At 36.8% G+C, this 13,428-nt stretch carries 10 protein-coding genes; 3 read left to right on the top strand and 7 right to left on the bottom strand.

The genetic code is table 11. The features are described 5' to 3' along the window. Nucleotides 1-23: 23 nt before the first annotated feature. From SFC32_RS06725 to SFC32_RS06745, 5 genes are all read right to left on the bottom strand, one after another. Complete coding sequence (locus tag SFC32_RS06725) at nt 24-833, bottom strand: transporter substrate-binding domain-containing protein (protein ID WP_411050168.1); 810 nt, start codon at nt 831-833, stop codon at nt 24-26. Nucleotides 834-845: 12 nt separating this feature from the next. Further along, nucleotides 846-1,664, bottom strand: a complete 819-nt coding sequence (locus SFC32_RS06730) for an ABC transporter substrate-binding protein (protein WP_411050167.1) — start codon at nt 1,662-1,664, stop codon at nt 846-848. Between the two features lie 160 nt (nt 1,665-1,824). Further along, entirely contained in the window at nt 1,825-4,089 is a 2,265-nt protein-coding gene (gene glgP, locus SFC32_RS06735) for a glycogen/starch/alpha-glucan family phosphorylase (RefSeq protein WP_411050258.1), read from the bottom strand. Between the two features lie 21 nt (nt 4,090-4,110). Then, a complete protein-coding gene (gene malQ / locus SFC32_RS06740; RefSeq protein ID WP_411050257.1) occupies nt 4,111-5,613 on the bottom strand; it encodes a 4-alpha-glucanotransferase in 1,503 nt (500 codons plus the stop codon). A 165-nt stretch (nt 5,614-5,778) separates the two neighbouring features. Further along, nucleotides 5,779-6,807: a LacI family DNA-binding transcriptional regulator gene (locus tag SFC32_RS06745; protein ID WP_074481566.1), complete on the bottom strand. Its 1,029-nt coding sequence runs from the start codon at nt 6,805-6,807 to the stop codon at nt 5,779-5,781. Nucleotides 6,808-7,150: 343 nt separating this feature from the next. Between SFC32_RS06745 and SFC32_RS06750 the strand changes: the two genes are divergently transcribed. The 3 genes from SFC32_RS06750 to SFC32_RS06760 all read left to right on the top strand — a co-directional run bounded on the left by SFC32_RS06750 (nt 7,151) and on the right by SFC32_RS06760 (nt 10,743). Further along, a complete protein-coding gene (locus tag SFC32_RS06750) occupies nt 7,151-8,410 on the top strand; it encodes an extracellular solute-binding protein (RefSeq protein ID WP_074481565.1) in 1,260 nt (419 codons plus the stop codon). Between the two features lie 129 nt (nt 8,411-8,539). Then, nucleotides 8,540-9,907 carry a carbohydrate ABC transporter permease gene (locus SFC32_RS06755; protein WP_411050090.1) on the top strand — a complete coding sequence of 456 codons (1,368 nt, stop codon included), beginning with the start codon at nt 8,540-8,542 and terminating at the stop codon, nt 9,905-9,907. Continuing rightward, the gene (locus tag SFC32_RS06760) at nt 9,907-10,743 is read left to right on the top strand and encodes a sugar ABC transporter permease (protein ID WP_013852034.1); all 837 of its coding nucleotides are present in this window, start codon (nt 9,907-9,909) and stop codon (nt 10,741-10,743) included. The genes SFC32_RS06755 and SFC32_RS06760 overlap by 1 nt, the downstream gene beginning before the upstream one ends. 121 nt (nt 10,744-10,864) lie before the next feature. Here the strand turns inward: SFC32_RS06760 and SFC32_RS06765 are convergent, their stop codons facing one another. Then, on the bottom strand, nt 10,865-11,329 hold the full coding sequence (locus tag SFC32_RS06765; protein ID WP_411050089.1) for an 8-oxo-dGTP diphosphatase: 465 nt from the start codon (nt 11,327-11,329) through the stop codon (nt 10,865-10,867). A gap of 16 nt (nt 11,330-11,345) precedes the next feature. Continuing rightward, a complete protein-coding gene (gene uvrB / locus SFC32_RS06770; protein WP_411050088.1) occupies nt 11,346-13,337 on the bottom strand; it encodes an excinuclease ABC subunit UvrB in 1,992 nt (663 codons plus the stop codon). Nucleotides 13,338-13,428 lie beyond the last annotated feature (91 nt).

A 13,428-nucleotide genomic window follows, 5' to 3' on the forward strand; every position in this document is an offset into this window, starting at 1 on the left:
ACCCTCAGTTTCTTTTCACTTCATTATTCTGATTCAGAACTACTCTGCGTGTAAGTTGAAGCTTTTTCAATCCAAGCATCAAACTCACCTGATTTCTTAGCTTTCTTGATAACTTTATTTACAGAAGCAATTAACTTTTTATCAGTTCCTTTAGCAAAGGCTACAGCATAAGCATCTGTATCAGTTGATTTCAATGGCATATCTGCGATGGCTAAATCAGGATTTTGAGAAATATAGCCCTCAGCAATCGCTTTTTCTAGCACAACTGCCTGAAGTTGATTATTTTTCAATTCATTAATCATTTCACCGTTTGAAGTTAGTGAAACTAGACTTGAACTTGGTAATTGGTCTTTGGCAATGTTTTCTTGAATTGACCCTTTTTGTGCACCAACAGATTTTCCTGCCAAGCTTTCAAGACTTGTATAAGTCGCTAAATCAGCTTTTTTAAGAATCACGACATTTTCTGCTTCATAATAAGCATCTGAGAACTCGTAAGCTTTTTTACGTTCATCTGTCACTGAAATTCCCGCAATAGCGATATCAGCTTTACCAGAAGTCACAGAAGCGAGAACGTTATTGAAGGACATCACTGAAAAATCAGCTTTAACATCCAATTCTTTAGCAATTACCTTAGCTAGTTCAATATCTGCACCAACCAAGGTATCTTTTCCATCAATTAAAGTTTTAAATTCAAAAGGTGCAAATTCTGATTCCGTCGCGATGACGATTTTACCTTTATTTTGAATACTTTTTTGACTTGTTCCTGACGTTGAACAAGCTGTCATCGTTCCTAATGCTAAAAGTAGAAACAAACCTCCTAAAAACTTCTTCATATCATTTTCTCCTTAGTTACTTGATTCACTAGTTGACAAAGCATAAGCTTCTTGAACAAATTGATCGATTTTACCTGAATTTTTCAAGTCTTTGATAACTTTATTAACTTCTTTCGTCAATTTGTCATCTCCCTTAGGAAGAGCAACAGCGTATGCATCGGCATCATCATTTTTTAATTTGATATTGGCAATTGTCAAATCATCGTTATTAGCAGCGTAACCTTCTGCAATTGGTTTTTCAAGAACAACTGCCTGGATTTGACCATTTTTCAACTCATTAATCATTTCTCCGTTTTGTGTCAAGGCAACAACTTTAGATCCTTTTAATTGCTCAGAAGCAACTGTTTCTTGAATAGATCCTTTTTGAGTTCCGACAGACAAACCAGCTAATGAACTTATTTTTGTATATTTATCAACATCTGTTTTCTTAATCAATACAACATTTTCTGATTCATAATAAGCTTCTGAGAAATTATAAGCTTTTTTACGTTCAGGCGTTGCTGAAATACCTGAGATAGCCACATCAGCTTTACCTGATTGAAGACTTGCCAAAACATTGTTAAATGACATTGAAGAGAATTTCACTTTAACACCAAGCTCTTCACCGATAGCTTTTGCAATCTCTACATCCGCACCAACAATAGTATCTTTGCCATCAACTAAAGTTTTAAATTCAAAAGGAGCGAATTCTGGATTCATAGCAACGACAAGAGTTCCTTTATCTTTAATATCTGAAACTGATGTATCTTTTTGATTTCCTGAGCCACAAGCTGTCAATAGAAAAGCTGAAGCAACAAGAGCTAACCCACCAAACATTTTACTTACTTTCATAGTCATTTTCTCTTTTCTTTTTTGATATGTATACATTTTATTTAATATTTATACATTTGTCAACCCTATTTTTATAAAAATTCATCATTTTTTGTATTTTTCTGTATATACATAAAAAAGGCGAGGTTGCTTTAACAACCTCGCTTATTTAAACTATTGTTTATTTGCTGTGCCAGATTTCATCGTTGTATTGTTCGATTGTACGGTCTGATGAGAAGAAACCAGCCTTAGCAATATTTTTGATAACTTTTGTCATCCAAGATTTTTGATCTTCATAATCAGAAAGCATTTGTTCTTTAACAGCAATGTATTCTTTAAGGTCAATCAATGTCATGAACCAGTCTTTGTTAATCAATTCATTATAGAGACGTTCAAGACGTTCAGCATTACCATGTTTAACCAACTCATCACTAACAATAAAGTCTACTGCTTCTTTGATAACAGGATCATTTTCATAGTAATCAGTTGCTACGTAACCTTGTGTTGCATAGAGATCAATGATAGTATCTGAATCTTTACCGAATGTATAAATATTATCCATACCAGCAAGTTCAGCAATTTCAACGTTGGCACCATCCATTGTACCAAGCGTCAAAGCACCATTAAGCATGAATTTCATGTTACCAGTACCTGAAGCTTCTTTAGAAGCAAGAGAGATTTGTTCTGAAATATCTGTCGCAGGAATCAAGTGTTCAGCTACAGTAACATTGTAGTTTTCAACTAAGTGAACATTTAGGTATTTGTTTACTTCTGGGTCGTTGTTAATCAATTCAGACAAGCAAAGAATCAAGTGAATAACATCTTGTGCAATGATATATGCTGGAGCTGCTTTACCACCAAAGATAACAGTGATTTTGCGTTCTGGTAGGTTACCACGTTTGATTTCAAGGTATTTATGAATGACATAAAGTGCATTCATTTGTTGACGTTTGTACTCGTGGAAACGTTTGATTTGTGTATCAATGATTGAGTTTTCATCAAGTTCGATACCTTTATTATCTTTAAGATAACGTTTAAGCGCCAATTTGTTATTGTGTTTGATTTCAGCAAGTTTTGCATGAACAGCTTCGTCATCAGCGTAAGCAAGTAGTTTTTCAAGCTTAGTAGCATCAGTAAGGTATTCATCACCGATTAATTCTTTAAGGTAATCCGCTAAGTCTTGGTTAGCAAATTCAAGCCAACGACGGAATGTGATACCATTTGTTTTGTTGTTGAATTTTTCAGGGTAAATGTCATAGAATGGTTTCAATTCACTATTTTTAAGGATTTCAGTGTGAAGAGCAGCTACACCATTTACTGAAGTTGAGAAGTGAATATCCATGTGAGCCATGTGAACACGACCTGATTCATCAATGATTTGAACAGCTGGGTCTGAATATTGACTAGCAACAAGTTTGTTTAATTTTTCAATGATTGTTACCAAGTGTGGCACAACTTCGTTAAGGTAGTCAAGAGGCCATTTTTCAAGCGCTTCAGCCAAGATTGTGTGGTTAGTGTAACCAACCATGCTTTTCACGATTGAAACAGCTTCTTCAAATTCAAGACCATGTTTTTCAGTCAAAAGACGAATCAACTCAGGAATAACCATTGATGGGTGAGTATCATTGATTTGAACATAAGCGTAGTCAGCTAAATCGTGAAGATTTGAACCACGTTCAAGAGCTTCATCAATCAACAATTGTGCAGCATTAGATACCATGAAGTATTGTTGGTAGATACGAAGCAATTCACCATTGCGGTCTGAATCATCTGGGTAAAGGAAGAGTGTCAAGTTCTTCTTGATTTCAGTCTTATCAAATGAAATACCATCGTGGATCAAACCGTAGTCAAGCCCATCAATATCAAACAAGTTCAAGTAGTTTTTAGTATCACGTTTGTAACCAAGAACATCAATACGGTCAAGACGAGATTTAAGTGTAAAGTCTTTAAATGGAACATCGTAGCTGATGTCAGTTGGTACAAGCCATGAATCTTTTTCAATCCAGTAGTTAGCTTCTGCTTCTTGTTGGTTATCAACGAAGACTTGTTTGAATAGGCCACAGTGGTAGTTAAGTCCGACACCTTCACCATTGATACCAAGAGTTGACATTGAATCGATGAAACATGATGCCAAACGACCAAGACCACCATTACCAAGTGATGGTTCAAGTTCGACATCTTCTACTTCTGCAATTGATTTACCAGCTGCAGCAAGTTCAGCTTTAACATCTTTATAGATACCAAGGTTAATCAAGTTATTTGACAAAAGTTTACCAATAAGGAATTCAGCAGAAATGTAGTAAACTTTGCGTTTAGCTGTATTTTTTGGTTTTTCGGCAGCTAATTCTTTAACGTAGTGCAAAAGCGCTACATAGATATCTTCATTGCTCAATTCAGCAAGTTTTTGGCCTTTCGAAGTTACGTAATCTGTAAATTTAGTTGTCATTATAATATCCCTTTTTCTTTTTTATTTAAATGTATTTTTGCGGCAATATAGTGCTGTAATGTCTTTCAAGAATGCTTTGCGTTCATCTGTCAAATCTTCTTTTAACATACGCCATTGCCAGTTGCCACCAACAGTATTTGGAATGTTCATGCGAGACTCAGCTGGTTTGTCTAGGATGTCTTGCATAGTTGCAATTGCAATATCACTAACCGTTGCAAACAAGGTACGAAGCATTGTTTGTGTGATTGGTTCGCCTTCATGACGATGCGTATAAGCATCAACAAATGCTTTTTGTTCATCAGTCAAGTTATCGTACCAACCATTGACCACTTCATTATCATGTGTGCCGTTGTAAGCAACACTATTTTTATTGCAGTTATGCGGAGCATCGATACTCTTACCTTCGGTATCATAGAAACCAAATTCAAGAATCTTCATACCTGGGAAAGCAGTGTCAGTTAACAATTGCTCTGCTTTGGCATCAATATAACCAAGGTTTTCTGCAATAATAGGAAGTTCGCCAAGCTCGTCACGTACGACATCAAACAAAGCGCGTCCTGGACCAGGTTGCCAGCTACCATCATTTGCAGTTTCGTAATCGCCACGAATTTCCCAATAATCTGAGAAACCTTTAAAGTGGTCAATACGAAGAAGGTCGTAGAGCTTAATCCCCTCTTTAATACGGTAAACCCACCAAGCATAATTTGTTTTCTTGTGGTTTTCCCAATCATAAATTGGATTTCCCCAAAGTTGACCATCATCACTAAATGAATCCGCAGGAACACCAGCAATACAAAGTGGGTTCTTTTCAGCATCAACTTTGAAAAGTTCAGGCATTGTCCAAACTTCTACGCTATCAGCAGAAACGTAGATTGGCATGTCACCAATAATCTTAATACCTTTTTCATTGGCATAAGCTTTTAAATCATCCCATTGTTGGTAGAAGAAATATTGAGTGACTTTATGGTAAGTGATAACGTCTTTTAATTTTTCACGATAAGTTTCAAGAGCTGCTTCTTCGCGACGAACAACTGCTTTGTCATCCCATTCTTGCAAAGCTTTATTGCCAAAGAATTCTTTAATAGCCATGAATTCAGCATAATCTTTCACCCATGTCGCTTCTTTTTCGAATTCTGCTAGAGCTTTTTGGTTATCAGAATTTTGCATAAATTCTGCAACTGCTTTCTCCAAAATTGGACGTCGTGCTTCGAAGATACGAGCATAATCAACGTTTTCTAAGTCATCACCGAAGTTAACGGTTTCATAGTCTTCTTTTGTTAAATAGCCTTGTTTACAAAGCAATTCTAAATCAATTAAATGAGTGTTCCCAGCTGTTGCTGAGAATGATTGATAAGGGGAATCACCATAACTTGTCGTTGTTAATGGTAGGATTTGCCAGTATGTTTGGTCAGTTTCAACCAAGAAATCAACAAAGTTATAAGCTTCTTGACCAAATGTTCCCACCCCTTGTTTGCCGGGTAATGATGTGATATGCATCAGTACACCACTTGCACGTTTTTCCATATGTTTTCTCCTTTATCAACGATCTTTACACTGCAAATTATAACGCAAGCGTTTGCGTAAGTCAATCATTTTCTGCAAAAAAATATAAAAAAAACACCTTAACTGCTAAAACTAATAGCAATTAAGGCGTTTATTTTCATTCATAAAAACCGCTAGAAAGGGATTTTATTTGTCTTCAACATGCAATTGACGGACACTTTCACGCTCTCTCAAGGTAAAAGGAACAATGATTTTTTCAGTAATCGCTGTTTCAGGAGATTTAATCAATTCGACCAATCGTCTGAAACTAGTTCGACCTAAATTAGCAACATTAATATCAAATGTTGTCATATAAGGGTGAATCAAAGTGGAATAGGCTGAGTTATTGAAAGTGATAATTGAAATATCATCAGGAACCTTCAATTGATAATAAGACAAGAACTGTGCTAATCGAACTGAAATTGTATCAGCAATCACAATCAGAGCCGTTGCTTTACTTGATTCAATTTTTTCAATTAATGCTTCCAGAATCATTGGATCTCTACGATCGAACAAAAGTGCTTTATCGCTTGTCAGACCAAGCTTTTCCATGCCTCGAAGGTAACCAAAATAACGTTCTGATGACACTTCAGATTTCAAATCATCCGTAACAAATAGAATCTCACGATGTCCTTTTTGATAAAGATATTCAACTGCTTTTTTACCCATCAATTGGTTATCATTATCTATATAAGTAATATCATTTTCGAAACCTTCGGGAGCACCGACAATCACAAAAGGTACATTATTATCCATTAAATACTTACGAACTGGATCTTCTGGATCAGAGTATAAGATAATAAATCCGTCTACACGTTTTTGGCGATACATTAATTTTACTTGTTCTTCTAATTCATCAACTGTCATACCGGTTGCAATAGAAACTGTAAAATCATTTAATTTCGCTTCACTAGTTATAGTAGAAAGAATTTGCATAAAGAATGGTTCGTTTAAACGATCTGGTGTGATTAACGGTGGAAAAATCAAACCAACATTATACGTTAAGCCACTAGCTAACATTTGGGCAGCTACATTAGGAACATAACCTAACTCTGCCATCGCTTTCCGAACTTTGTCTTTTGTTTTCTGAGAAATGGATTTATTATCCTTCAAAACACGGCTAACCGTCGAAGGATTGACGCCAGCTTTAGCCGCTACATCTTTAATTGTAACCATCTAAGTCTCCTTTGCATCTTACATTTTATAATAGATTTACTGTACTGACAAGGTTTTAGAGGTAAAAACTCTTATTTTTATCCCCTATTATACATAAATAAGATATTTCTGCAATTGTTTGCCCTATTTTGTGATATTTTTTAGAAAAATATTGTTTTTTCAAGCTATTTTATAGTAAAAACTGACCAATATATATCAGATTAACGCACTTATTATCACTTTCTTTGTTTGACCTTTCAAGTTTTTTAAACTTTTTTACAAAAAACGCTTGACATTAACTGCAAACGGTTGCATAATATAAGTGTAAATAATATTACTAATCTTTCTCTAGGAGGGGAAACTCATGAAGAAGAACACATGGAAAAAAATGGTCCTTGCTGGTGCAGGTTTAACACTTGCTGGAAGCGTTTTAGTTGCTTGCTCAAATAACTCATCAACTAAATCATCTTCTGCCTCTGACAGCAAGACAATCAAACTTTGGGTACCAACTGGTGCTAAAAAATCTTACACTGCTATTGTTAAAGATTTCGAAAAAGAATCTGGTTACACAGTTAAGATGGTTGAATCAAATGATTCAAAAGCACAAGAAAACGTTAAGAAAGACCCACAAAAAGCTGCTGATGTCTTTTCACTTCCACACGATCAACTTGGTCAACTAGTTGAATCTGGTGTTATCCAAGAAGTTCCTGAAGATTATGCCAAAGAAATTGCTACTAACGATACTGATCAAGCAGTAGCTGGTGCAAAATACAATGGTAAAACTTACGCTTTCCCATTTGGTATCGAGTCACAAGTTCTCTTCTATAACAAATCAAAACTTTCAGCTGACGATGTTGCTAACTACGAAACAATCACAAGCAAAGCAACATTCGGTGCAACATTTAAAGCAATGAACGCTTACGCAACTGCTCCACTCTTCATGTCAGTTGGTGATACACTATTTGGTGAAGATGGCGAAACAGTTGATGGCACTAACTGGGGTAATGATGCTGGTGTATCAGTTCTTCAATGGATTGCTGATCAAAAATCAAACAAAGGTTTCGTTAACTTGACTGCTGAAAATGCAATGTCTAAATTCGGTGACGGAAGCGTTGCTTCACTTGAATCAGGCCCTTGGGATCTTAAAGCTGCACAAGACGCTGTTGGTAAAGATAATCTTGGTATCGCTGTTTATCCAAAAATCTCAATCGGCGGTAACGAAGTACAACAAAAAGCTTTCCTTGGTGTGAAACTCTTTGCTGTTAACCAAGCTCCTGCAGGTTCAGATACAAAACGTATCGCTGCTTCTTACAAACTTGCTTCTATGCTTACTAGCGCAGAAAGCCAAGAAAACCAATTCACTTACGAAGGTCGTAACATTATTCCTGCTAACAAAGAAGTTCAATCATCAGATAAAGTTCAATCAGATGAATTAGCTCAAGCAGTTATCAAGATGGCTTCATCATCAGACTACACAGTTGTAACACCTAAACTTAGTCAAATGACTACATTCTGGACTGAAAGTGCTGCTCTTCTCAGCGACGTCTACAATGGTAAAATTCAAAGTGGTGACTACCTCGCTAAATTGCAACAATTTGACAAAGATTTAGCTAACGCTAAGTAAGATGTTCTGAAGTGGGGAGTTACATCCCCACTTTATTTTTAGGGAAACTCTTGTCGGAGTTATTGCTAAGAACTTTAAGATTAAATTTTTAGCAGTGACTTCCAACAAGATTAATAAAAGGAGTTTTGTATGACTAATTCACACTATTTTGACAGTGTATCAGTTACTGAGGCTTTTAAAAAAGGAAAATTTGATACCAAACTGTCATTTCTGATTATGGGATTCTCAAATTTTTACCATAAACAGATTATTAAAGGTTGTTTGTTTTTACTATCAGAGATTCTTTTCTTAATCACTTTCTTCTCTCAGATTATTCCAAACTTGCAAGGATTAATCACTCTGGGAACACACCAACAAGGTCTTGTTGAACAAACCGTCAACGGGATTAAGATGAAAGTTGCTGTTGATGGCGATAACTCAATGTTAATGCTTATCTTCGGTCTTGCTTCACTTATCTTCTGCCTTGTTTTTGCTTACATTTATTGGTGTAACCTTAAGAGCGCTAGAAATCTTTATGTCATCGATAAAGAAGGTTTGAAAGTTCCTACCTTTAAAGAAGACTTTGAAACTTTGGCAAACGGTCGTTTCCACATGACTTTGATGGCAGTTCCAATGATTGGGGTACTTCTCTTCACTATCTTGCCATTAATTTATATGATTTGTTTGGCCTTCACAAGTTATGACCACAATCATTTACCACCGAAAAGTTTGTTTGACTGGGTTGGTCTTGCTAACTTCGGTAACATCTTTAATGGTCGTATGGCGGGAACATTCTTCCCAGTTCTTTCTTGGACTTTGATTTGGGCAGTATTTGCTACAGTAACAAACTTCTTCTTTGGTATTGTCTTAGCACTTATTATCAATACTAAAGGTTTGAAATTGAAAAAAATGTGGCGTACTATCTTCGTTATCACAATCGCCGTACCACAATTCATTTCACTTCTTATCATGAGAAACTTGCTCAGTGATGCTGGTCCAGTCAATGCATTCCTTGAAAAAATCGGACTTATATCTGCTACAAACCCACTGCCATTCTTGTCAGACCCACTTTGGGCTAAATTCTCAATCATCATCGTTAACATGTGGGTAGGTATTCCTGTCACAATGCTTGTCGCTTCAGGTATTATCATGAACCTCCCTCAAGAACAAATTGAAGCCGCTGAAATCGATGGTGCCAATAAATTCCAAATCTTTAAATCAATCACATTCCCTCAAATCTTACTTGTGATGATGCCAAACTTGATTCAACAATTTATCGGTAACATCAACAACTTCAACGTTATTTACCTTCTTACTGGTGGTGGTCCTACTAACTCTAACTTCTACCAAGCTGGTAGCACAGACTTGCTTGTTACTTGGCTCTACAACTTAACAGTTACTGCAGCTGACTACAACCTTGCTTCTGTTATCGGTATTCTTATCTTTGTTCTTTCTGCTGTATTTAGTCTCTTGGCTTACACAAGAACAAGTTCTTACAAGGAAGGGGTTGCTAAATAATGAAAAACAAAAAAAGATTAACACTGACTTTTGTCTATATTTTATTGATTGTTTTATCAATCATCTGGCTCTTTCCAATCGTTTGGGTTGTTCTTACTAGCTTCCGTGGCGAAGGAACAGCATACGTTAACTACTTCATTCCAAAAACTTGGACGCTAGATAATTACATTAAACTATTTACTTCTGATGCCTTTCCATTTGGGCAATGGTTCTTGAATACATTATTCGTCGCTTCTGCTACTTGTGTAATTTCAACATTCATCACCGTTGCTATGGCATACTCACTTAGTCGTATCAAATTCAAACACCGCAATGGTTTCTTGAAGTTAGCACTTGTGCTTAATATGTTCCCTGGTTTCATGAGTATGATTGCTGTTTACTACATCTTAAAAGCATTCAACCTTGACCAAACATTACTAGCACTTATCCTAGTTTACTCTGCTGGTGCAGCACTTGGTTTCTACATTGCTAAAGGATTCTTTGATACAATCCCTTACTCACTTGATGAATCTGCTATGATTGATGGAGCTACTCGCGCTGACATTTTCTTTAAAATCACTCTCCCGCTTTCAAAACCAATCATTGTCTACACAGCGCTTATGGCATTCATCGGTCCTTGGATTGATTTCATCTTCGCTAAGGTTATCCTAGGTGATGCAACAAGTAAATACACTGTTGCCATTGGTCTATTCTCAATGTTGCAACAAGATACTATTAATGACTGGTTCATGTCATTCACTGCTGGTTCAGTTCTTATCGCTGTCCCAATCACATTGCTCTTCATGTTTATGCAAAAATACTACGTTGAAGGCATTACTGGTGGTTCAGTTAAATAAGAAGAAGTTCAATCACTTCTCCCCTTCTATTATTAATTATCAAAAAAAGCTTGGAACAATTGTTCCAGGCTTTTTGACTGTTTAAAATCTGGTTATTTAATAGGAAGAAAACTTATTATTCTTACCAAAATTCGCGTAAGAAATCGTCTTTCAAACGTTCACGATAAAAGAGTTCATTGAGATTATCTTCTTCAAAAACACGTAGCAAATTTAGCATATCATAAGCTAAGTCAAGGTTAAGTAAATCTTTTCTAGCTACCCATTTAATTTCTCCCTCATCAGTAGAATGAATATCCCCTTCAAAATCAGAAGTTCGGTACAAGAAAACTAGATAACGTTCATCTTCTTTAGTGTACCAATGTTTCATTCCAACTAACTGAGGATTTTTAATGGTAAGTCCTGTTTCTTCTTTGACTTCACGAATAACTGATTCAACTAAACCTTCATGGGCTTCGATATGTCCTCCAGGAAGAGCATAGCCTGACCAAGAATAACGTTTTGGGTCACGAATCTGCATGACGACATTGCCTTTGCCATCTTCAATTAAGCACATATTGGTTAAAATCACACGTTGTGCACGAGACATTTTCTTACATTTCCCCCTAATCCATAGCTTTCAACTCTAATACCATATCACGCAGTTGAGCAGCTAGCTCGAAATCAAGCATTTCAGCAGCTTCATGCATTTGTTTTTGCAATTTCTTAATAGCATCTTTGCGCTCTGCCTTGTTCATACTTGAGTAATCTGGCGTATCCTCAGCCACTTCAGTATCTGTCGCTTTAGAAATAGAAATCAAATCGCGAATTTCTTTCTTAATGGTTTGCGGTACAATACCATGTTCTTCGTTGTAACGCATTTGAATCTTACGACGGCGCGCTGTTTCATCCATGGCTTTTTGCATTGATTCTGTAATCTTATCTGCGTACATGATAACATGACCTTCGCTATTTCGCGCAGCACGACCAATGGTTTGAATCAGACCACGTTCATTACGGAGGAATCCTTCTTTATCTGCATCAAGAATAGCGACCAAGCTAACCTCTGGCACGTCAATCCCTTCACGCAGCAAATTAATCCCAATCAAAACATCAAAAACACCTAAACGCAAATCGCGAATAATCTCGGTACGTTCCAAAGTCTTGATATCTGAGTGCATGTATTTGACTTTGACACCCATTTCTTTGAGATAATCCGTCAAATCTTCTGCCATTTTCTTAGTCAATGTCGTGATGAATGTACGCTCACCTTTTTCAACACGAGTATTGATTTCACCAAGAAGGTCATCCATTTGCCCCATCGTCGGACGAACTTCGACTTCAGGATCAAGTAGACCTGTCGGACGGATAATTTGTTCAACGACGGTATCGGTTTGTTCTAGTTCATAATCACCAGGGGTCGCTGAGACGTAAACAATTTGGTGAACATGACTTTCAAACTCTTCACGACGAAGCGGACGGTTATCAAGTGCACTTGGCAAGCGGAATCCATAGTTAACCAACATTTCCTTACGTGAACGGTCACCATTGTACATTCCCTTGATTTGTCCCATGGTCATGTGACTTTCATCAACCATAATCAAAAAGTCTTCTGGGAAGAAATCAAGAAGGGTAAATGGCGGCTCACCTTCTGAACGTCCATCCATATAACGAGAATAGTTTTCAACACCATTTGTATAGCCCATCTCGCGAAGCATTTCGACATCATATTCTGTACGTTGACGAATACGCTGTGCTTCGATGAGTTTGCCTTCAGCTTCGAACTGCTTAACCTGATCTTCCATTTCTGCTAGGATTTTTTGAATAGCTTCTTCCATGTGTTCTTCATTGGTCATGAAGTGGGTTGCAGGGAAAATCGCCAAATGCTCAACATCACCTAAAACTTTGCCTGTCAAACTTTCGATTTCTCGAATGCGATCAATTTCATCACCGAAGAATTCGACACGAAAGGCATGTTCGTCTCGGCTGGCTGGGAAAATTTCAACCACATCACCGCGAACACGAAAGCGACCACGTTGAAAATCAATGTCATTTCGTTCAAATTGAATGTCAACAAGGTCATTTAACAATTGGTCACGTGAGATTTCCTGACCTGGACGAAGACTTACAACACTATCAGCATATTCTTTCGGTGACCCCAAACCATAAATACATGATACAGATGCAACGACAATAACATCATTTCGTTCAAGAAGTGATGACGTTGCTGAGTGGCGTAGCTTGTCAATTTCATCATTGACCGAGCTATCTTTTTCAATATAGGTGTCACTTGATGGCACATAAGCTTCGGGTTGGTAATAGTCATAGTAAGATACAAAGTACTCAACCGCATTTTCTGGGAAGAATTCCTTGAATTCCCCATAAAGCTGACCAGCCAGGGTCTTATTATGTGCAATAACAAGGGTCGGTTTATTAACTTTAGCAATGACTTGACTCATAGTATAAGTTTTACCAGTACCTGTCGCTCCGAGAAGAATCTGAGCTTTTTCTCCCCCTTCAATATTATCAACTAAAGTCTCAATTGCCTGTGGTTGGTCACCAGATGGCTCATATTTCGAGACTAATTTAAAATGATTATTTTCTATTCTATCAATCATAATATTCCTCAAACTGCCTTTATTACCTTCATTCTACCATAAATAAGGGCAAAATACTCCCTTTTGATATCGAAGGCAATTCGTCCTGACT

It is taken from the genome of Streptococcus sp. TATVAM-FAB8 (assembly GCF_046592795.1).
GTDB lineage: Bacteria > Bacillota > Bacilli > Lactobacillales > Streptococcaceae > Streptococcus > Streptococcus ruminicola.

What these genes read in the sequence shown, in the direction of transcription:
- SFC32_RS06755 (WP_411050090.1), top strand. Translation starts at nt 8,540, where the DNA reads ATGACTAATTCACACTATTTTGACAGTGTATCAGTTACTGAGGCTTTT.
- SFC32_RS06730 (WP_411050167.1), bottom strand. Translation starts at nt 1,664, where the DNA reads ATGAAAGTAAGTAAAATGTTTGGTGGGTTAGCTCTTGTTGCTTCAGCT.
- uvrB (WP_411050088.1), bottom strand. Translation starts at nt 13,337, where the DNA reads ATGATTGATAGAATAGAAAATAATCATTTTAAATTAGTCTCGAAATAT.
- glgP (WP_411050258.1), bottom strand. Translation starts at nt 4,089, where the DNA reads ATGACAACTAAATTTACAGATTACGTAACTTCGAAAGGCCAAAAACTT.
- SFC32_RS06750 (WP_074481565.1), top strand. Translation starts at nt 7,151, where the DNA reads ATGAAGAAGAACACATGGAAAAAAATGGTCCTTGCTGGTGCAGGTTTA.
- SFC32_RS06745 (WP_074481566.1), bottom strand. Translation starts at nt 6,807, where the DNA reads ATGGTTACAATTAAAGATGTAGCGGCTAAAGCTGGCGTCAATCCTTCG.
- malQ (WP_411050257.1), bottom strand. Translation starts at nt 5,613, where the DNA reads ATGGAAAAACGTGCAAGTGGTGTACTGATGCATATCACATCATTACCC.
- SFC32_RS06765 (WP_411050089.1), bottom strand. Translation starts at nt 11,329, where the DNA reads ATGTCTCGTGCACAACGTGTGATTTTAACCAATATGTGCTTAATTGAA.
- SFC32_RS06760 (WP_013852034.1), top strand. Translation starts at nt 9,907, where the DNA reads ATGAAAAACAAAAAAAGATTAACACTGACTTTTGTCTATATTTTATTG.
- SFC32_RS06725 (WP_411050168.1), bottom strand. Translation starts at nt 833, where the DNA reads ATGAAGAAGTTTTTAGGAGGTTTGTTTCTACTTTTAGCATTAGGAACG.